This is a genomic window from Streptomonospora litoralis (assembly GCF_004323735.1).
Taxonomy (GTDB): domain Bacteria; phylum Actinomycetota; class Actinomycetes; order Streptosporangiales; family Streptosporangiaceae; genus Streptomonospora; species Streptomonospora litoralis.
The window spans coordinates 3770173-3788160 of the sequence record NZ_CP036455.1 but is presented as its reverse complement, the minus strand read 5'-3'; the positions used below and the strand labels follow the sequence as shown (position 1 = coordinate 3788160).

General features: G+C 73.8%; 18 protein-coding genes and 1 pseudogene. 13 read left to right on the top strand and 6 right to left on the bottom strand.

What is annotated here, in order from left to right; all coding sequences use genetic code 11:
• Nucleotides 1-22: 22 nt before the first annotated feature.
• Both EKD16_RS15925 and EKD16_RS15920 read right to left on the bottom strand, forming a co-directional pair.
• Nucleotides 23-790, bottom strand: a complete 768-nt coding sequence (locus EKD16_RS15925; RefSeq protein WP_131099111.1) for an IclR family transcriptional regulator — start codon at nucleotides 788-790, stop codon at nucleotides 23-25.
• 31 nt (nucleotides 791-821) lie between these two features.
• The gene (locus EKD16_RS15920; protein ID WP_131099110.1) at nucleotides 822-1016 is read right to left on the bottom strand and encodes a hypothetical protein; all 195 of its coding nucleotides are present in this window, start codon (nucleotides 1014-1016) and stop codon (nucleotides 822-824) included.
• A 73-nt stretch (nucleotides 1017-1089) separates the two neighbouring features.
• Here EKD16_RS15920 and EKD16_RS15915 point away from each other — a divergent pair, with 73 nt between their 5' ends.
• The 7 genes from EKD16_RS15915 to EKD16_RS15885 all read left to right on the top strand — a co-directional run bounded on the left by EKD16_RS15915 (nucleotide 1090) and on the right by EKD16_RS15885 (nucleotide 10958).
• Nucleotides 1090-2109: a LysR family transcriptional regulator gene (locus EKD16_RS15915; protein ID WP_131099109.1), complete on the top strand. Its 1020-nt coding sequence runs from the start codon at nucleotides 1090-1092 to the stop codon at nucleotides 2107-2109.
• Between the two features lie 150 nt (nucleotides 2110-2259).
• Complete coding sequence (gene hutH, locus EKD16_RS15910; RefSeq protein ID WP_131099108.1) at nucleotides 2260-3798, top strand: histidine ammonia-lyase; 1539 nt, start codon at nucleotides 2260-2262, stop codon at nucleotides 3796-3798.
• A gap of 25 nt (nucleotides 3799-3823) precedes the next feature.
• Entirely contained in the window at nucleotides 3824-5494 is a 1671-nt protein-coding gene (hutU, locus tag EKD16_RS15905) for a urocanate hydratase (RefSeq protein ID WP_131099107.1), read from the top strand.
• An 87-nt stretch (nucleotides 5495-5581) separates the two neighbouring features.
• Nucleotides 5582-6817 (top strand): allantoate amidohydrolase, encoded by a 1236-nt coding sequence (locus EKD16_RS15900; protein ID WP_131099106.1) that lies wholly within the window; start codon nucleotides 5582-5584, stop codon nucleotides 6815-6817.
• On the top strand, nucleotides 6814-8259 hold the full coding sequence (locus tag EKD16_RS15895; RefSeq protein ID WP_131099105.1) for a formimidoylglutamate deiminase: 1446 nt from the start codon (nucleotides 6814-6816) through the stop codon (nucleotides 8257-8259). The genes EKD16_RS15900 and EKD16_RS15895 overlap by 4 nt, the downstream gene beginning before the upstream one ends.
• Nucleotides 8260-8446: 187 nt before the next feature.
• Nucleotides 8447-9676 carry an imidazolonepropionase gene (hutI, locus tag EKD16_RS15890; RefSeq protein WP_131099104.1) on the top strand — a complete coding sequence of 410 codons (1230 nt, stop codon included), beginning with the start codon at nucleotides 8447-8449 and terminating at the stop codon, nucleotides 9674-9676.
• Between the two features lie 190 nt (nucleotides 9677-9866).
• A complete protein-coding gene (locus EKD16_RS15885) occupies nucleotides 9867-10958 on the top strand; it encodes a GNAT family N-acetyltransferase (RefSeq protein WP_131099103.1) in 1092 nt (363 codons plus the stop codon).
• A 238-nt stretch (nucleotides 10959-11196) separates the two neighbouring features.
• Here EKD16_RS15885 and EKD16_RS15880 read toward each other — a convergent pair whose 3' ends face one another.
• The gene (locus EKD16_RS15880) at nucleotides 11197-11496 is read right to left on the bottom strand and encodes a hypothetical protein (protein WP_131102636.1); all 300 of its coding nucleotides are present in this window, start codon (nucleotides 11494-11496) and stop codon (nucleotides 11197-11199) included.
• Between the two features lie 137 nt (nucleotides 11497-11633).
• A pseudogene (locus EKD16_RS26170) lies at nucleotides 11634-11789 on the bottom strand (type II toxin-antitoxin system RelE family toxin); the annotation flags it as partial.
• 24 nt (nucleotides 11790-11813) lie between these two features.
• On the opposite strand from EKD16_RS26170, the gene EKD16_RS15870 reads away from it, so the two are divergent.
• The 5 genes from EKD16_RS15870 to EKD16_RS15850 all read left to right on the top strand — a co-directional run bounded on the left by EKD16_RS15870 (nucleotide 11814) and on the right by EKD16_RS15850 (nucleotide 15026).
• The gene (locus tag EKD16_RS15870) at nucleotides 11814-12293 is read left to right on the top strand and encodes an RrF2 family transcriptional regulator (RefSeq protein WP_131102633.1); all 480 of its coding nucleotides are present in this window, start codon (nucleotides 11814-11816) and stop codon (nucleotides 12291-12293) included.
• A 100-nt stretch (nucleotides 12294-12393) separates the two neighbouring features.
• The gene (locus tag EKD16_RS15865) at nucleotides 12394-13662 is read left to right on the top strand and encodes an MFS transporter (RefSeq protein WP_242676993.1); all 1269 of its coding nucleotides are present in this window, start codon (nucleotides 12394-12396) and stop codon (nucleotides 13660-13662) included.
• A gap of 15 nt (nucleotides 13663-13677) precedes the next feature.
• Entirely contained in the window at nucleotides 13678-14094 is a 417-nt protein-coding gene (locus EKD16_RS15860) for a Rid family hydrolase (RefSeq protein WP_341351839.1), read from the top strand.
• Nucleotides 14095-14394: 300 nt separating this feature from the next.
• Nucleotides 14395-14616: a type II toxin-antitoxin system VapB family antitoxin gene (locus tag EKD16_RS15855; protein WP_131099102.1), complete on the top strand. Its 222-nt coding sequence runs from the start codon at nucleotides 14395-14397 to the stop codon at nucleotides 14614-14616.
• Entirely contained in the window at nucleotides 14613-15026 is a 414-nt protein-coding gene (locus tag EKD16_RS15850) for a PIN domain-containing protein (RefSeq protein ID WP_131099101.1), read from the top strand. The genes EKD16_RS15855 and EKD16_RS15850 overlap by 4 nt, the downstream gene beginning before the upstream one ends.
• A 67-nt stretch (nucleotides 15027-15093) precedes the next feature.
• Here the strand turns inward: EKD16_RS15850 and EKD16_RS15845 are convergent, their stop codons facing one another.
• Complete coding sequence (locus tag EKD16_RS15845; RefSeq protein WP_242676992.1) at nucleotides 15094-16302, bottom strand: hypothetical protein; 1209 nt, start codon at nucleotides 16300-16302, stop codon at nucleotides 15094-15096.
• A gap of 193 nt (nucleotides 16303-16495) precedes the next feature.
• Nucleotides 16496-16771 (bottom strand): hypothetical protein, encoded by a 276-nt coding sequence (locus EKD16_RS15840; protein ID WP_131099100.1) that lies wholly within the window; start codon nucleotides 16769-16771, stop codon nucleotides 16496-16498.
• A gap of 211 nt (nucleotides 16772-16982) precedes the next feature.
• Here EKD16_RS15840 and EKD16_RS15835 point away from each other — a divergent pair, with 211 nt between their 5' ends.
• Nucleotides 16983-17906: a CRISPR system precrRNA processing endoribonuclease RAMP protein Cas6 gene (locus EKD16_RS15835; protein ID WP_131099099.1), complete on the top strand. Its 924-nt coding sequence runs from the start codon at nucleotides 16983-16985 to the stop codon at nucleotides 17904-17906.
• Nucleotides 17907-17988 lie beyond the last annotated feature (82 nt).

Below are 17988 nucleotides of genomic sequence, written 5' to 3'. Positions count from 1 at the left end.
TCGCCGTGCGGACCGCGCCGGCTCACAACGGCTCCGGGCGGCGCCCGCCCAGTCGGCGCGTCAGCTCGGCGGCGGCGTCGCGCGCCCCCGCGGCCAGGGCCGCGGGTGTGACCGGGCGGGCGCTGGGCACCGTGAGGCTGATGGCCGCCGCCGGTGCGGCGTTGTGGTCGAAGGCGGCCGCCGCCACGGACGAGAACCCCTCGGTCACCTGGCCTTCCTCCACGGAGTAGCCCGCGCGCCGCTCGCCTGCCAGTAGTTCGCGCAGCTCACCGGGCGCGGCCGGACCGCGCCCGGTGCGGTCGGTGAAGCTCTCAGCCGACGGGTAGAGTGCGCGCACCTGGGCGCGCGGCAGGTGGGCGAGAAGCGCGCGGCCGGAGGCCGTCAGGTGCGCAGGCAGCCGCACCCCGACCCCCGTGATCAGCGTCGGCGCGTGCTGCGGCTGCTCTTTGAGCAGGTACAGCGTGTCGGCGCCGTGCAGCACGCCCAGGTGCGCGGTGGCTCCGGTCTCCTCGACCAGCCGCCGCAGCAGCGGTCGGGCCAGCCGCTCCAACGGGCCGTGCCGCAGGTAGGCCGACCCGATCTCGAATGCCGCCAGCCCCAGACCCCAGCGCCGTTCCTCGGGCAGATGGGTGACGAAGCCCTCCTCGGCCATGGCCTCCAGCAGTTGGTAGACGCTCGACCGCGGCATCTCCAGCTCCGCAGCGACGGCCACGGCGGACACGGGCCCGGGGCGCGCGGCGAGGAAGCGCAGCAGGCGCAGCGCCCGCGTGGCCGCGGGGACATGGCTCATGCGCCGATTCTGGCACGCCGCCCCACCGCCGTTAGCAGCGTCCGCGCGAGACGGGGCGGTGTGCGCCCGGCACGTTCAGCGAACGGACCTGGAGGCGCCCGCAGGCGCACCGGGTGTAGAGCACCATTCCGGTCGAGGTCGTGTGCCGCGATACCACCTGGTAGATCTCCGACTCCGGCCATCCGCAGTCGGGGCAGGCCGGTGCGCTGTTCGTGCGGTGTTCCATGGCTCCAGTCTGGTGGGGCCGTCATTTCATGTCCATCTAATCTTTCTACAAGAAACCATGTAGCCTCAGGTACATGTTCGATCTGCGACGCCTGCGCGTACTGCGAGCGGTCCACCACCACGGCACCGTCACCGGCGCGGCCGAAGCGCTGCATCTGACGCCGTCGGCGGTCTCCCAGCAGATCCGCCAGCTCGCCCGGGATCTCGGGGTGACCCTGCTGGAGCCCGAAGGCCGCCGGGTGCGGCTCACCTCCGGCGCGCACGTGCTGCTCGACCACGCCGACGCGCTGAGCACCCGCTGGGAGCAGGCGGTCGCCGATCTCGCCCACCACGCCGACGGCGAGACCGGGCCGCTGCGCATGGCCGGCTACCCGACGGGCGTCGCCACACTGCTGGCGCCGGCCGCCGCGCGGCTGCGCGGCAGCCATCCGGGGATGCGCGTGGCGGTGTTCGAGGCAGAGGCCGGCGAGTGCTTCGACATGCTCCTGGCGGACAGCGCGGACCTCGCCGTGGTCGTCCCCGACCCCACGGTGGCCTCGCCCGAGGACTCCCGCTTCGAGCAGCGTGTCCTGCTGGAGGAGCCGCACGACCTCCTCGTGCCCGCCGGGCATCCGCTGGCCGAGCGCGAACGCGTGCCCCTGGCCGAGACCGCCCGCGAGGACTGGATCACGCCGGGCGGGTCCTGCAGCCACTACCGCGTGATCCAGGTGGCATGCGCCGCGGCCGGGTTCACTCCGCGGATCGCGCACTGGGCCACCGACTGGATCGGGGCGACGGCGCTGGTGGGCTACGGCATGGGGATCGCCCTGGTGCCGCGCCTGCTGCCCATCGCGACCGAGCATCCGGTGGTGCGCGTGGCGCTGGACGGCCGCTCTGTGCCGATGCGGTCCATACTCGCCTGCGTGCGCAGCGGCAGCGCCCAACACCCCACCGTCGTTCGCGGGCTGGAGTCGCTGGCCGAGGTGGCCGCGAAGGCTTCTGTCGCCGGTCCCGCGGCTGCCGCGGCCCCCGAGAAGGCGGTCGCCCCCGACCCCGTCGCTTTGCGCCCGGACGGCGACCGCCGAGCGCGGCCGGTCCCCGCCGCCGAGGGCTGAGGTCCCGCCGCGGACCGGTGCGCGCGGGGGCGGCGTTCGGGGTGCGGCGCACGTGGTGTGCCCAACCGGATCGCGCTTTGTCTGAAATCTCGGACACAACCTGGATGTCGGGGGTCGCTCAGCAGGTGGCGGGCGTCGTCCAATGGGGGCATGTCCACCTCGATCGACATCGGCCGCGCGCCGCTCGCCCCCGACGAGGTCGTCGCCGTGGCACGCCGCGGCGCCGCCGTCCGACTCACCGGTGATGCGCGCGGGGCGATCGCCGCGGGACGCAAACGCGTCGACGCCCTGGCCGCCGACCCCGCGCCCGCCTACGGCGTCAGTACCGGATTCGGCGCACTTGCCACCCGGCACATCGCCGCCGACCTGCGCACCCGGCTGCAGGCTTCGCTCATCCGCTCCCACGCCGCCGGCACCGGGCCCGAGGTCGAGCGCGAAGTCGTGCGGGCCCTGATGCTGCTGCGGCTGCGCACCCTGGCCGGCGGCGGTACCGGCGTGCGCGTCGAGACCGCCGAGGCGCTGGCCGGCCTGCTGAACTCGGGCATCACCCCCGTGGTGCACGAGTACGGCAGCCTGGGCTGCTCGGGCGACCTCGCGCCGCTGTCGCACGTCGCGCTGGCGCTGATGGGCGAGGGCGAGGTGCGCGACGCCGGCGGCGAACTCCGCAAGGCCGCCGATGCGCTGCGGGACGCGGGGCTGCGGCCGGTCGAACTCGCCGCCAAAGAAGGGCTCGCCCTCATCAACGGCACCGACGGCATGCTCGGTATGCTGCTGCTGGCCTGCGCCGACCTCGCCGAGCTGCTGCGCGTCGCCGACATCACCGCCGCGATGAGCGTCGAGGCGCTGCTGGGCACCGACCGGGTCTTCGCTGCGGAGCTGAGCGACTTGCGCCCCCATCCCGGGCAGGCGGCGGCCGCGGCCAACATGCGGGCGCTGCTGGCCGACTCGCCCGTCGTCGCCTCGCACCGCGGCCCCGACTGCACCCGCGTGCAGGACGCCTACTCGCTGCGCTGCGCGCCGCAGGTCGCCGGAGCCGTGCGCGACACCCTCGCCCACGCCGAGGCGGTCGCCGGGCGGGAGCTGGCCGCCGTCATCGACAACCCGGTGGTGCTGGAGGACGGCCGGGTGGAGTCCAACGGCAACTTCCACGGTGCGCCGGTGGGTTACGTGCTGGACTTTCTGGCCATCGCGGTCGCCGACCTCGCCTCCATCGCCGAGCGCCGCACCGACCGGATGCTCGACGTGGCCCGCTCACACGGTCTGCCCGCCTTCCTCGCCGACGATCCCGGTGTCGACTCCGGACACATGATCGCCCAGTACACCCAGGCCGGCCTGGTCTCCGAGCTGAAACGCCTGGCCGCCCCCGCCAGCGTCGACTCCATCCCCAGCTCGGCCATGCAGGAGGACCACGTCTCCATGGGCTGGGCCGCCGCGCGCAAGCTGCGCCGCGCCGTCGAGGCGCTCACCAGCGTGCTGGCGATCGAGCTGGTCACCGCCGCTCGGGCGCTGGACCTGCGCGCGCCCCTGGAACCGGCGCCGGCCACCGCCGCGGTACGCGACACGCTGCGCAGCCGCGTGGCGGGCCCCGGCCCGGACCGGCACCTGGCTCCCGAGATCGCCGCCGCCGCCGAACTCATCACCGACGGATCCGTGCGTGGCGCGGCGGCCGCCGTGGTCCCGCTCGCCTGATCCGGTGGAAAGGACGGTGACCACCATGCCGATCGGACCCGCCCCGCGGACCGTGCGCGCGCCGCGCGGCACCGAGCGCACCGCGCGCGGCTGGCCGCAGGAGGCCGCCCTGCGCATGCTGCACAACAACCTCGACCCCGAAGTGGCCGAACACCCCGAGCGGCTCGTCGTCTACGGCGGCAGCGGCAAAGCGGCCCGCGACTGGGCGAGCTTCGAGCGCATCACCGCGGTGCTGCGCGAGCTGGGCGACGACGAGACCCTGCTGGTGCAGTCCGGCCGCCCGGTGGGCGTGCTGCCCACCCACGAGTGGGCGCCGCGGGTACTCATCGCCAACGCCAACCTCGTCGGCGACTGGGCGAACTGGGAGGAGTTCCGCCGCCTGGAGGCGCTCGGGCTGACCATGTACGGGCAGATGACCGCGGGCTCCTGGATCTACATCGGCACGCAGGGCATCCTGCAAGGCACCTACGAGACCTTCGGCGCGGTCGCCGCCAAGCGCTTCGGGGGCGACCTGTCCGGCACGCTCACCCTCACCGCCGGCCTGGGCGGCATGGGCGGCGCCCAGCCGCTCGCCGTGACGATGAACGGCGGGGCGGCGCTGGTCGTCGAATGCGACCCCAGCCGCATCGAGCGCCGCATCGCCCAGGGCTACCTGGACACCCGGGCCGACGGCCTCGACGAGGCGCTGCGGCTGGCGGAGCGCGCCCGGCGCGAACGGCGGGCCGTCTCCGTCGGGGTGCTGGGCAACGCCGCCGACGCCGTCCCCGAGCTGCTGCGGCGCGGGGCACCGGTCGACGTCGTCACCGACCAGACCTCCGCCCACGACCCGCTGGCCTACCTGCCCAGCGGCGTGGACTTCGCCGAGTGGGGCGACTACGCCTCCCGCGCCCCCGACGAGTTCACCCGCCGCGCCCGGGAATCCATGGCCGCCCACGTCGCGGCGATGGTGGGCTTCGCCGACGGCGGCGCGGAGGTGTTCGATTACGGCAACTCCATTCGCGGCGAGGCCCGCACCGCCGGCTACGCGCGGGCCTTCGACTTCCCCGGCTTCGTGCCCGCCTACATCCGCCCGCTGTTCTGCGCGGGCAAGGGCCCGTTCCGCTGGGCCGCGCTATCCGGAGATCCCGCCGACATCGCCCGCACCGACCGCGCCGTGCTGGAGTTGTTCCCCGACGACGACCACCTCTCCCGCTGGATCCGCCTGGCCGGGGAGCGGGTTGCCTACCAGGGCCTGCCGGCCCGGATCTGCTGGCTGGGCCAGGGCGAGCGGGCCGCCGCCGGGCGGCGCTTCAACGAGCTGGTGGCCTCCGGCGAGATCAGCGCGCCGCTGGCCATCGGGCGCGACCACCTCGACACGGGATCGGTCGCCTCCCCCTACCGCGAGACCGAGGGCATGGCCGACGGCTCCGACGCCGTCGCCGACTGGCCGCTGCTCAACGCACTGGTCAACACCGCCTCGGGCGCCTCGTGGGTGTCGATCCACCACGGCGGCGGCGTGGGCATGGGCCGCTCCATCCACGCCGGACAGGTCAGCGTCGCCGACGGCACCGACCTGGCCGCGCGCAAGCTGGAGCGGGTGCTGTCCAACGATCCCGCGAGCGGGGTGATCCGCCACGCCGACGCCGGGTATGGCCAGGCTGAAGCCGTCGCCCGCGACCACGGCATCCGGCTGCCCATGAACGAAGGCCCGGTCTAGCACGCCTCGGCGGCGCCGACGGGCACACATGCGTCGCCCGGTGCGGGCGGCGGGGGACGAAGCGCAGGTGAGGGACGGAACAGGCGGATGAGCGAACACTTCGACGAGCTGTGGACCCGACTCGCGCCGGTGGGGCGCAACCGCACCACCGGCGGCTACCGCAGGTACTCCTGGGGACCCGCCGACACCGAGGCGCGGTCCTGGTTCACCGCCGCGGCGCGCGCCCGCGGGCTGGACGTCGCGGCCGACGGCAACGGCAACCTGTGGGCGTGGTGGGGGGAACCCGGAGGCGACGCCGTGGTCACCGGATCCCACCTGGACTCGGTACCCGACGGCGGCGCCTACGACGGGCCCCTCGGGATCGTGGGCGCCCTCGCCGCCGTCGACGAGCTGCGCCGCCGCGGGTTGCGGCCGCGCCGACCCTTCGCGGTTGCCGTGTTCGTGGAGGAGGAAGGCGCCCGCTTCGGCGTGCCCTGCCTGGGCAGCCGGCTGCTGACCGGCGCGATCACCCCGGAGCGCGCGGGCCGGCTCACCGACGCCGACGGTGTCACCTGGTCCGCGGCGATGGAGCAGGCCGGGCTCGACCCCGAGGGGATGGGTTCGGACTCGGAGATCCTCGGCCGCATCGGCGTGTTCGTGGAACTGCACATCGAGCAGGGCCGGGCGCTGGCACACACCGGCGATCCCATCGGTGTCGCCTCGGCGGTGTGGCCGCACGGGCGGTGGCGGCTCGACTTCTCCGGGCAGGCCGACCACGCCGGTACCACCCGTACCGCCGACCGCAGCGACCCCATGCTGCCCTTCGCCGAGGCCGTGCTGGCCGCGCGGCGGGCAGCAGAGGAGCACGACGCGCTGGCCACCGTGGGCAAGGTCCGGGTCTCGCCCAACGGGACCAACGCGGTGCCCTCCCGGGTGCGTGCGTGGCTGGACGCCCGCGCCGCCGACGAGGGAGCCCTGCGTGCGGTGGTCGACAGCGTCGACGCCGAGGCGCGGCGCAGCGCCGCTGAACACGGGGTCACCGTGACCGGTTTCTTGGAGTCGAAGTCCCCGCTGGTGCGCTTCGACCACTCGCTGCGCGACCGCATCGCCGCACGCGTGGGAGGTACGGGCGGTGCGGTGCCGATCCTGACCACCGGCGCCGGTCACGACGCCGGTGTCCTGGCCACGGCCGTGCCGACCGCGATGCTGTTCGTGCGCAACCCGACCGGCATCTCCCACGCCCCGCAGGAATCGGCCACCGCCGCCGACTGCCGGGCCGGGGTGACCGCGCTCGCCGACGTCCTGGCCGACCTCGCGGACGCGGTGCCGGAAGAGCAGGCATGAGCGGCGTCGACCGCCGGCAGAGCGCGCAGCGGGGGACCGGTGGCACCCCGGCGGACGCGGCCCGGGTACGCCGCTACTGGTGCGAGTGGGCGCTGCTGGACTCCGGCGCGGGTCCGGCCGCGGCTCGCGGCGTCCTGATCGAGGTTGCCGGCGGCTCCATCACCGCGGTCACCCCCGGCACCGAGCCGCCCGCGGAGGCCGAGCGGCTGCCCGGTCTGACCGTCGCCGGGCTGGCCGACGCGCACTCGCACGCCTTCCACCGCGCGCTGCGCGGGCGCACCGGCGAGGACGGCGGCAGCTTCTGGAGCTGGCGCGAGCGGATGTACGAGGTGGCCGAGCGGCTCGACCCCGACTCCTACCACCGCCTGGCGAGCGGGGTCTACGCCGAGATGGCGCTGGCCGGGATCACCTGCGTCGGCGAGTTCCACTACGTGCACCACGGCCCCCGCGGCGCGCCCTACCGCGATCCCAACGCCATGGGCCAGGCCCTCATCGCGGCCGCGGCCGACGCCGGAATCCGGATCACGCTGCTCGACACGTGCTACCTGGCGGGCGGCCTGCGTGCCGACGGTACGTACGCGCCGCTGGAGGGGCCGCAGCTGCGCTTCGGCGACGGGGATGCGGACGCCTGGGCCGAGCGGGTCGCCGACCTGCGCCCGGGCGACGGCGTCCGCATCGGCGCGGCCGCGCACTCGGTGCGCGCGGTCCCCCGCGCCGGACTCGCCCGCATGGCGCAGGCGGGCGCGGACGCCGGGTGGGCCGCGGCGCACGTGCACCTCTCCGAGCAGCCCGCCGAGAACACCGTCTGCCAGGCCGCGCACGGCTGCACCCCCGCCGCCCTCCTCGACGAGACCGGGTTCCTGTCCGCCCTCCGGCCCGCGCTCGTGCACGCCACCCACCTGACCGCCGCGGACGCCGACCTGGTGCGCGGTTCCGGGGCGGGGGTGTGCCTGTGTCCCACCACCGAGCGGGACCTCGCCGACGGTCTGCCCGAGCTGGATCGGCTTTCGGGGGCGCCGCTGTCGCTGGGCAGCGACGGGCACTCCACCGTCGACATGTTCGAGGAGGCCCGCGCAGCGGAGGCCCACGAGCGCCTGCGCACCGGCCGCCGCGGCTGCCTGCCCGCCCACCGCCTGCTTCAGGCCCTGCACACCGGCGGTCACACGGCCCTGGGCTGGGGGCCCGGCGCCGACGCGGGCGGGGGAGCGGGGCGCATCGCGCCCGGGGCCCGCGCCGATCTCGTCACCGTCGCCGTGGACGGTGTCCGCCTGGCCGGATTCGACCCCGAACGCGCCGCGGACGCGCTCGTCGCCGCGGCCACGGCCGCCGACGTCCGCCACGTGATGTGCGACGGGCGCTGGATCGTTGGCGACGGCGTCCACACGAGGCTCCCCGACGCCGCCGCCCGCCTGGACACGGCGATCAGAGAGCTGACCGGATGAGCGGGCGCGTCCGGAACGCTCCCGCACGCATCCGGCGAGCGGCTCGGTGCTGCCGGCCCGGGCGGCCCGGCGAGACCTGTCGCGGCGATCGCGCGGCGAAAACCCCACCAGCCGACCGTCGTACACGGCCCCACCGGCAACCGCCGCCGAAAGGAGGAACGCGTCACCCGCGGTGGCGCGACGTTCGATGAACACATCCGGATCGCAGACTCCGGTCCCTGCTGTCTCCTCGGTGCTGGTGGACGACATCGCCGTCCTCGTCACCAACGATCCCGGGCTCGGTGACGGCGTGCTCGGGGAGGTGCCCGACGCCGCGCTGGTCGTCGAGAACGGGCGGGTGGCCTGGTGCGGGCCGCGCACGCAGGCTCCGGCAGCCGACGTGCGGGTGGACGCGGCCGGTCGGTGCGTCGTGCCCGGGTTCGTCGACAGCCACTCGCACATCGTCTTCGCCGGCGACCGCAGCCGGGAGTTCACCGCCCGGATGAGCGGTCGGCCCTACGAGGCCGGCGGCATCCGGACCACGGTGGCCGCCACTCGCGCGGCATCCGAGACCGAACTGCTGGGCAACGCCACCCGGCTGCTGCGCGAGGCCCGCGCCCAGGGCACCACCACGCTGGAGGTGAAGTCCGGCTACGGGCTGAGCGCCGCCGACGAGGAACGCGCGCTGCGGGTGGCCTCCCGCCTGACGGAGGAGAGGACCTTCCTCGGCGCCCACGTCGTCCCGCCCGAGTACGACGGCGACCCCGGCGGCTACGTCGACCTGGTCACCGGCGCGATGCTGGACGCCTGTGCACCGCACGCCCGGTGGATCGACGTGTTCTGCGAGCGCGGCGCCTTCGACGAGGAGCAGGCGCGGCGGGTCCTGGAGGCCGGACGGCGGCGCGGCCTCGCGCCGCGGGTGCACGGCAACCAGCTCGGCCCCGGCCCCGGAGTGCGGCTGGCCGTGGAAGCCGGCGCCGCGTCCGTGGACCACTGCACCCACCTCACCGCCGACGACGTCGCCGCCCTGGCCGACTCCGCCGCCGAGGGGCGGGCGACGGTGGCGACCCTGCTGCCCGGGGTGGACTTCTCCACCCGCCAGCCCTACCCCGACGCGCGCGCCCTGCTCGACGCCGGGGCCCGGGTGGCCCTGGCGAGCGACTGCAACCCCGGTTCCTGCTTCAGCTCCAGCATGGCCCTGTGCATCGCGCTGGCCGTGCGCGAGATGGGCATGTCGCCGGAGGAGGCGCTGCGGGCCGCCACCGCCGGCGGCGCCGCCGCCCTGCGCCGCGACGACGTCGGGCACCTGGCGGCGGGCGCCCGCGCCGACATGGTGCTGCTGGAGGCGCCCAATCCGCTTTACCTCGCCTATCGGCCCGGGGTGCCGCAGGTCGCCGCCGTCTGGAAGGACGGGGAGCTGGTGGCGGGCCGCCCTTGAGCCCCGGCCTCCCCCGCTCGCAGCGGGGGAGGCCGGGGCATGCCGCACCGCACGGCCGACGAGATGTCAGCGGAACTTACTCGCGTGTAGCACGCCCGAAACGTCGCCATTCCATGCTGTACGGGAGTCGGCGCGCAGAGCCGTAGGCCGCAGCAGGTCCCGCGGCGCGCCCATCGGTTAGGGGGACGGCATGGCTCTTTGGCGCATCCGCACCGTCGTCGAGGACCGCCCCGGTCGGCTCGCCGGGCTGGTCGATGCGATGGCGTCGCAGGGCGGCAACATCGTCGGCCTGTCCATCCACGCCGACGCCGCCGGAGTGGTGGACGAGTTCATCGTGGACGTGCCGCACGAGCACCACACGCTGCTGCGCGAGGTCGCCCGCCGGAGCGTGACCGACTCGGTCGTGGCCGTACCCGCCCAGCCCCGCGAGGTCGGCGACGACGTCACCAAGGCCCTCCTGCTCACCGCCCGGCTGCGCAGCGAACCCAACCGGCTGCCCGAGGCGCTGGGCGAACTGCTGCTCGCCGACGACGCCCGATGGACCAACCTCACCCGCCCGGCGCCCGAGTTCCCCGAGGAACCCGAGACCACCCTGGTGGTGCCGGTCGGCCCGCTGCGCGGGGTCCGGCTGCGCCGTGTGGACCAGCCCTTCACCTGGACCGAGTCCGCCCGCGCCGACGCCCTGGTCCGCTCGGTGCTGCCGCCCACCGGCGCGGCGCCCACCGACGGCGCGGTCGCCACGCACCGCGGAGTCGACCTCTACGTGCGCCAGGCCGGCGCGTCGGACGCGGAGGCGATCCAGCGGCTGCACGCCCGCTGCTCGCCGGAGACCACCCGGGGACGCTATTTCTCCAGCATGCGGCGACTGACCCCGCGCATGCTCGGGGTGTTCTGCGACCCCGAGTACGGCCTCACACTGCTCGCGCGCCCGCTCAAGGGCGGCGAACCGATCGCGCTGGCCCACCTGATGTACACCCTCGACCCCGGCGTCGGCGAGATCGCCTTCCTGGTCGAGGACTCCTGGCAGCAGCGGGGCGTGGGCACGGCGCTGACCGGCGCCTTGACCGCCGTCGCCGCCGACTGGGGGTTGGCCGAGGTCCGCGCGGAGACGGTGGCCGGGAACCGGGCCATGACGCGCATCATGCGGCGGAAGGGCGCCACGGTCGGCCTGCCGCGCGACGGGGTCGTGCAGGCCCGGCTGCCCGTCGCGGGCACCGTTCCGGCCCGGCGCACGGGCCGGCTGACGAGTCTGATGACCGAGCCCGGAGCCGCAGGTGCGTGACCCGAGAAAGCCATCCTGAGAAGCGGCGGGGGAGACCGGTGAAATGGGGCACCGGCCTCCCCCGCTCGTATCGTCCCGTCGCGGGGGCGCGGGATGCGGGCGGCGGCGCAGCCTCGTGCGTCGCACGCCCGGCCGTTCGAGCCGCCCGAGCGGCCGGGGCCCCCGAGTAGCCCTGCCGGGGTCGGGGCGGACCGGTCGCCGGGCGTGCGCCAGTGCCCGGCGACCGGCCGGAAGCGGGTCAGGAGTCCGCGGAGTCCTCGGCGTCCGCCGCAGAGTCGGCGGGGGCGGAGTCGCCGCCGGGCGAAGGCGCCGTGTCGGCCTTGGGTTCGGACTTCTTGGTGCGGCGCTTCTTCACCGGCTGGGAGTAGTCGACCAGCGGCTCGTAGCGGGCCTGGTGCTCCTTCGTGCACTCGTCGCAGGCGTCGACCTCGCGGACGGTGCCCTCCCAGGCGAACTGGATGACGTCCGTCGCCTCGACCTTCTCCTCGCGGACGGCGTGCGGATCGCAATACTTGCGGGTGAAGACCTCGGTGACCACGGCGGTGCGTCCCTTCGGTAGTGGGTCTGCGTACACGTACTCGTGAGGGAATCATACACGTGTACGAAGAGTGTGGCCCGAGATCGACGGAGGGCGTCGGCTCCGTGGGCCTGGTCGAGGTCCCGGTAGACGTCGCTGCGGTGAGCGATCCGCACCGCGATGACGACGAGTTCGCCGTCATCGATACTGTACAGAACCCGATAGTCGCCGACTCGAATGCGCCAGAGGTCGTCTTCGCCTCTCAGGTTGCTCCGCAGCGGGGTGGGCGAGTTGCCACGGACAATCCCGGACATGTAAAGTCCAGAATTATGCGGACGATGAACGAGGGCGTCGAGTGGGCGCTGCACTGCTGCCTCAACCTCGCCTGGTGTGGTCCTGAGCGGGCCGTTCGAGCCGCGCGGCTGGCGGAGTTCTACGAGCTGCCGCACGCCTACATGAACAAGCAGCTGCAGCGGCTCGCCCGCGCCGGGATCGTCTACTCCACGCCGGGGCCGAGCGGCGGATTCCGGTTGGCCCGCGAGCCCGGAGAGATCACGCTGATGGATGTCGTGACGGCCATCGAAGGTTCCGACGAGGCGTTCCGCTGCACCGAGATCCGCAACCGCGGCCCGGCCGCGGCCGCCGGAGGCGGCGGGGATTCGCCCTGCCGGATCAACCTCGCGATGCGCCAGGCCGAACTCGTCTGGCGCAGAGAGCTCGCAGGCAGGACGCTCGCCGATATCAAGGCCGACGTTGAGAGCGGGTCGCCTGAGGTCCCGGTTGCCACGCGCAGCTGGTTCGCACGCACCGGCGGTTGAGCGGCGCCTACGCGCACGTTCCGCATGACCCGGACGATGCCCGCTTTACTATGGAAGGATTCTGGATATTGGATATCCTGGTTAATGGCGGTGATGCCCCGTGACTGCGGAGACGGCAATCACCGAGCAGGACACGAACCGACCGCCACCCCTGAAGGCGTGGTCGGCCGTCTGCGCAGTGGCGCTGGGCATCTTCGCGCTGATGACGACCGAGCTCCTGCCCGTCGGGTTGCTCACCCCGATCGCCGCCGAGTTGGACGTCTCCGCGGGGACCGCCGGGCTGATGGTGACTGTGCCCGGGGTCACCGCCGCGGCCGCCGCGCCGACGGTCACCGCGGCCCTCGGCCGGATCGATCGCAGGACCATCCTGGCCGCGCTGATCGGGCTGATGGCACTCGCCAACCTCGCGAGCGCCCTGGCGCCCACCTTCGCGGTGCTGCTGGCCGCTCGTGTCGCCGTGGGCGCGGGCATCGGCGGCTTCTGGGCGATCGCCGGCGGGCTTGCGGTGCGGCTGGTGCCCGAACGCCATGTCGCGCGTGCCACGGCCGTGGTGTTCGGCGGTGTCTCCACCGCCTCCTTGATCGGGGTGCCGGCGGGCACGTTCGCAGGCGACCTCGTCAGCTGGCGGTTCGCGTTCGGTTGCGTGGCGGCGCTGGGCGCAGCGGCGCTGGTCCTGTTGCTGGTGCTGGTGCCGACGCTGCCCGCAGGGCCGCCCTCTGCCTTCGCCGGAATGCGCGCGGCCTTCGCGGGAAACGCCGGAGTTCGCCTGGGATTGGCGGCCACGGCCCTCCTCGTCACCGGGCATTTCACCGCCTACACCTTCGTCCGGCCGCTGCTGACCGGGGCCTCCGGCATCGAAGCCGGCCAAGTCGGCATGCTGCTGCTCGGCTTCGGAGCCGCCCAGCTCGGCGGCAACGCCCTGGCGGGGTCTCTGGCCGGGCGCAACGCGCGCACTGCGTTGCTGGTGATCGCTCTGGTGCTCACCGCGGCCCTGAGCGCGTTCTCGCCTCTCGGCTCGACACCCCTGTCCGGAGCGGTGCTGCTGCTCCTGTGGGGCTTGGGCTACGGAGGGGTCTCGGTGGGATTGCAGACGTGGATGATCAAAAGCGCGCCCGGCGCCGTCGAATCGGCGACCGCCCTGTTCGTATCCGCCTTCAACGCCTCCATCGCGCTCGGCGGAGCCGTCGGCGGACTGGCCGTGGACCGCCTGTCCGGTTCGGGTGCCCTCTGGTGCGCCGCCGGGCTGACCGCCGCCGCAGCCCTCGCCGTCGCGCTCGGGCGCCGCCCCGACGCCCCGGACCGCTCACATTCGGGGCACGGTCCCGCCGCGCCCCGTTCGGACGCGACAAGCCCGACCATCTCCCGATGACATGACAGTATCCGGGTGACCGAGAAAGGACTGGAAATGCCGCACACCCTCGTCAACCCCGACGAGCTCCACGACCCCCGGACGTTCGGTTACAGTCACATCGCCCTAGCCGTGGGCGAAACCGTGCACATCGCCGGGCAGTACGCCTCCGGTGGCGAGGGAGCCGTCGCCGCAGAAGGATTCGATTCCCAGGTCGAACTTGCGCTGGAGAACCTGGGCGTCGCACTGGCCGCCGTGGGGCTGGGCTACGGGGAAGTGGTCCGGTTGGGTACCTACATCGTCGATCACGACCCCGCCAAACTCGGTATCGTCGCCGCCCGCATCAGCGGGATCTGGGGAAGTCGGCCTCCCGCGCAGACCCTGGTGGGCGTGGCCGCGCTCGCGATGCCCGGCATGCTCTTCGAGGTCGACGCCGTCGCCGTGCGCGGCTGACCGCCCCCACCGCCCGCCCGAGCCCACTCCCGCGGGCCGGGCGTGCGGGGCTCGTTCCCGCGGTCACGGCCGCGCTTGTGCGCGGAGCGATCATCGGAGCCGGCAGGATCACCGGGGCTGTTGCCGGCTCAAGGCTCGATTGCGCCACCGCCGTCGCCTGGCCGCCGCGATCGCGGAGCTCGAAGGGGAGGCGGCATCTAAAGGGATCTGTTGGCATGAGTGCTTGCCGACGCCCCTGGAGGTAGTCGACGTTGATAGCATCCAATAAGCATGTACATCAGATACATGGAGGTGAGGGTGATGGCGTTGACTCAGATCGATCTGGACGTGGAAGCACTGGCGGAGTCCATGCGCCTGTCAGGGCTGACTACTAAGAAGGACATGGTGAACGAAGCTCTGCGCGAGTATGTCGCACGCCATCGGCGCATCGAAGCTCTCGAACATTATGCGCGCCTCTCAGCCGAGTGGGACTACGAAGGATGGCGTCGTCGTCATAACGCGGAGAAGGAAGCCGAGGAGTGATCCGCTATCTCATAGACACCTCGGCGTTGTGGCGCGTCATGAGAGAGGAGAAGTGCCGACATGCGTGGTCCTCGGTGATCGATGCGGGGGCGATTGGCTCCTGTGGCCCTCAGCGGGCGGAATTTCGCAGGTCGGCCCGGGATCTCGACCACTACGAGCAGATCGACGACATGTTCTCGGTCCTGTATCCGGACGCTCCAGTCCCGAAGAGCGCTTGGCAGTGGATTGAGTCGACGCAGTACCGGCTGTTGCGGAAGGGAGTGCTACGGTGCGCATCCGCCCTGGATCTACTCATCAGCGCAACGGCGGCACATCACGGTTTGACGGTGCTCCACGACGACAACGACTTCGGGGCTATCGCCCGTTGTGTTTCTGACCTCAAGGAACGGTCTATCTACGACCTTCCGTAGGACGGATCGGCGACCACGGCCGCCCGCCCCCTCCCGCGGGCCGGGCGTGCGGGGCTCGTTTCCGCGGTCATTCCACCGCCGCCACCAGTTCCACCAGCGCGTCGAGCAGGTCGGCACGGGTGTCGTCGTCGTGGAGCGCCCGCGCCCAGGTCGCGGGGACCTCCTCGGCGCGGGTGCGCAGGTGGGTGTCCAGGAACCGGTCCAGGGCCGCCACCGGGTCGGTGGCGTAGTAGACGGGGTTGCGCCGCGCCTGGGTGACCAGGCTCCAGGCGGTGTCGCGCAGCCAGTCGCGTTCCGCGTCGGGCCCCGGTTGCGCCCGGGGGCGCTCCGGCGGGCGGGCCGCGGCGGGTGCCGGGGCGGGGTCGGCGACCGGGTGGTAGGGGGCGCTGCGCGCGCGGCCGCGCGCCCGCTCCAGCAGTTCGAAGTGCTCGGGCAGGCGCTCGGCGAGCCGGCGCAGCACCTCGGTCAGGATGCGGGCGAGGTCTTCGGAGCCCACGCCGCGCAGCGACTCCGCCAGGCCGACCCGGCGCAGCTCGTCGGTGGTGCGGGCGCGTCCGGGGTCCACGCCCTCGGCCAGCTCGTGCAGCTTCCGCAGCACGTACTCGGCCGTGGGCACCGACACCAGCGGACGCTCCCGGCACACCGCGACCGAGCGGCCCGCGCGGTCGGCCACCGGGACGGCCCCCGACTCCCGGGTGAAGCCGTGGTCGCCGGGCAGGGCGGCGTCGGCGCCGTCGTCGGGCTGCTCGTCGGGGAGGTCGACCGCCGGGTGGCCGAATCCCGCGGCCAGCACGAGGGCGGCCAGCGCCTCCTGCTCGACGACGCCGGGCGCGACCCACTCGGCGACCGTCTGCTGACGCGCCCAGCGCCGGGGGCGCTCGGAGAAGGCGCACCGCAGCGTGCGCCCCGACCACTGCGGGAACACCAGCCGCAGCCGGGAGAAGGCCCGGTCGGTCTCGGTGTCGCGCAGTGCGAAGACCAGGCGGCGGACCTTGGCAGGCGCGGCCTCGCCGGCCTCCAGCGCCGCGTGGACCTCGGCCATGCGGAGGGTGATCTTGGCGTCGGCGTTGCCGCCGTGCCGCTCGCAGGGGCAGTGCTCGCTCAGCAGCGTCAGCGCCGAGTCGAACTGGGCTGCGTGGCGGTCGCAGCTCTGCAGCGTCTCGGGCGCGCCGCGGCGGCGCGCCGGTTCGCAGCGGCCGCAGCCGAAGGCGCGGGTCACGGCGTGCAGGAAAGCGGTCGAACCGAAAAGGTCCGTGAACAGGCAGCGCGTGCTCAAGATCCTTCTTCTCCCCGTGGGCACGGGGCTGAGGCTCTTCCCCAGCTCCTCCGGGAAAGTGCATAGAAGAAGGACGGCTGTGCCCGGCGACACACCCACGTCGGCTGGCGCTGCAAGCGCCGCCCTGGCGACGCACGTGGTCATAACGAAAGTAGGCCCCGCGCCCGCCCGGAGTCAAGGAACAGCAGGGGTTTCAGCGGTCCCGCCGGTGTCTGCGCCGGTACCGCCGCGCCAGGTCGGACAGGTGGTCCGCCAACTCCTCGGCGGTGACCTCGGGCGCGGGAGGAGGCGGCCCAGCGGGCTCCGCTGCGCCGTCGTCGCCGGGCGCCTCGTCGGGATCGCAGACCCCGTCCAGGTCGGGGTCGAGGGCGGCGAGGCGGAAGTGCACGTAGGCGTCCAGCCAGTCGTGCGGGTGCGGCTGCGGTGCACCGCGGTTCTGCGGGTCGGTGTGGTCGTCTGCGGGACTCATGCGCGGGCGGCTCCGTCCTGGTCGCTTGAGCACGGTGGGGTGTCGCCGGGCGGCGCTGTGCCGACACCTCTCGGACGGTCCCGCCGCCGCGCCGCAGCGGCGGGAACGCGGTGGCCGCGTCCACGTGCTGTCCGAGAGCTATGGGTGCTCGGGCCTGATCCGACGGGCGCCACGACGGCCGAGGCAGCTCGGCGACAAAGGGGGAGTGACGATGCCGCGACGCTGGACGCTGGTGCTGCGCGACCACGCCGACGCCGCCCGGCCCGTGCGCGCCGTCGACTGCCACGGACTGTTGAACACCTGGTGGCCGCAGCCCGACTCCGAGCACGGCGCGGCTAAGAAGTGGGCCATGAACGGCTGGCCGCAGCCGCTCGCCGACCGCCTGTGGGTGTGGTCGCTGACCTGGTTGGACGACGAACCGCCCGAGACCGAGCCGGCCGACCTCGTCGGCCGCGTGCAGCGGGTGGGCGACCACCTGCTGGAACCGCTGTCGGTCACCGACGTGCACGCCCGCGACTACACCGCCGTCCTCACCGAGCCCCGCCGAATCGCCCGCTCGGCGGCGCTGCACACCCTCAGCCCGGTCGTCTCGCTGGCTCGCAACTACGACGGCGAGGACAGCTTCCAGGCGTGGCCGGGGCCGCGGCTGCTGTTCGGCGTCGTCCACCGCACCGCCTCAGGCCGGCTCAGCGGCAGCGGGGCGATCGGGGCGGTGGCGCGGTTCGCCCCGCGCGAGGTCGCCGAGCCGTGGCTGCGCCGCATCGACGAGGTCACCGCGCGGCTGCGGCGCATGCCCGACGACTCCGCACCGATCCGGGCCGCCGAGCACTCCGGCCCGGCCGGGCGCACGGTGCTCGGCTGGGAGGGCGGGCTGCGCCTGGCGCTTCCCAGCGGCAGCGACGGCCGCCTGTCGGCCGACTTCGGTGCGCTGCTGGAGCTGGTCGAGCTGACCGGAGTGGGCAAGTACACCGCGCAGGGGTTCGGTGCGCTGCGCGTCGACACACTTACGACCGGCGACGACGCGGCAGTCGGCCGGCGGCGGCCCGCAGGCCGGGACCGCCGGCGGCCCCGGTCTCCGCGTCCGGTGCACGCGGAATACCAGGAACAGGAATTTGACGGGTTGCTGTTCGACTGACCCGGGCGCCGCGGGGCGGCGGCCGCGCAGCACGCAGGGTCTGCCCGGCGCACCCGGCCGGCTCGGGGCATGAGAGGGAAGA

Excerpts from the sequence above, each read along its gene's own strand:
- EKD16_RS15925 (WP_131099111.1), bottom strand. The coding sequence starts at position 790 with ATGAGCCATGTCCCCGCGGCCACGCGGGCGCTGCGCCTGCTGCGCTTC.
- EKD16_RS15920 (WP_131099110.1), bottom strand. The coding sequence starts at position 1,016 with ATGGAACACCGCACGAACAGCGCACCGGCCTGCCCCGACTGCGGATGG.
- EKD16_RS15915 (WP_131099109.1), top strand. The coding sequence starts at position 1,090 with ATGTTCGATCTGCGACGCCTGCGCGTACTGCGAGCGGTCCACCACCAC.
- hutH (WP_131099108.1), top strand. The coding sequence starts at position 2,260 with ATGTCCACCTCGATCGACATCGGCCGCGCGCCGCTCGCCCCCGACGAG.
- hutU (WP_131099107.1), top strand. The coding sequence starts at position 3,824 with ATGCCGATCGGACCCGCCCCGCGGACCGTGCGCGCGCCGCGCGGCACC.
- EKD16_RS15900 (WP_131099106.1), top strand. The coding sequence starts at position 5,582 with ATGAGCGAACACTTCGACGAGCTGTGGACCCGACTCGCGCCGGTGGGG.
- EKD16_RS15895 (WP_131099105.1), top strand. The coding sequence starts at position 6,814 with ATGAGCGGCGTCGACCGCCGGCAGAGCGCGCAGCGGGGGACCGGTGGC.
- hutI (WP_131099104.1), top strand. The coding sequence starts at position 8,447 with ATGAACACATCCGGATCGCAGACTCCGGTCCCTGCTGTCTCCTCGGTG.
- EKD16_RS15885 (WP_131099103.1), top strand. The coding sequence starts at position 9,867 with ATGGCTCTTTGGCGCATCCGCACCGTCGTCGAGGACCGCCCCGGTCGG.
- EKD16_RS15870 (WP_131102633.1), top strand. The coding sequence starts at position 11,814 with ATGAACGAGGGCGTCGAGTGGGCGCTGCACTGCTGCCTCAACCTCGCC.
- EKD16_RS15855 (WP_131099102.1), top strand. The coding sequence starts at position 14,395 with ATGGCGTTGACTCAGATCGATCTGGACGTGGAAGCACTGGCGGAGTCC.
- EKD16_RS15840 (WP_131099100.1), bottom strand. The coding sequence starts at position 16,771 with ATGAGTCCCGCAGACGACCACACCGACCCGCAGAACCGCGGTGCACCG.
- EKD16_RS15835 (WP_131099099.1), top strand. The coding sequence starts at position 16,983 with ATGCCGCGACGCTGGACGCTGGTGCTGCGCGACCACGCCGACGCCGCC.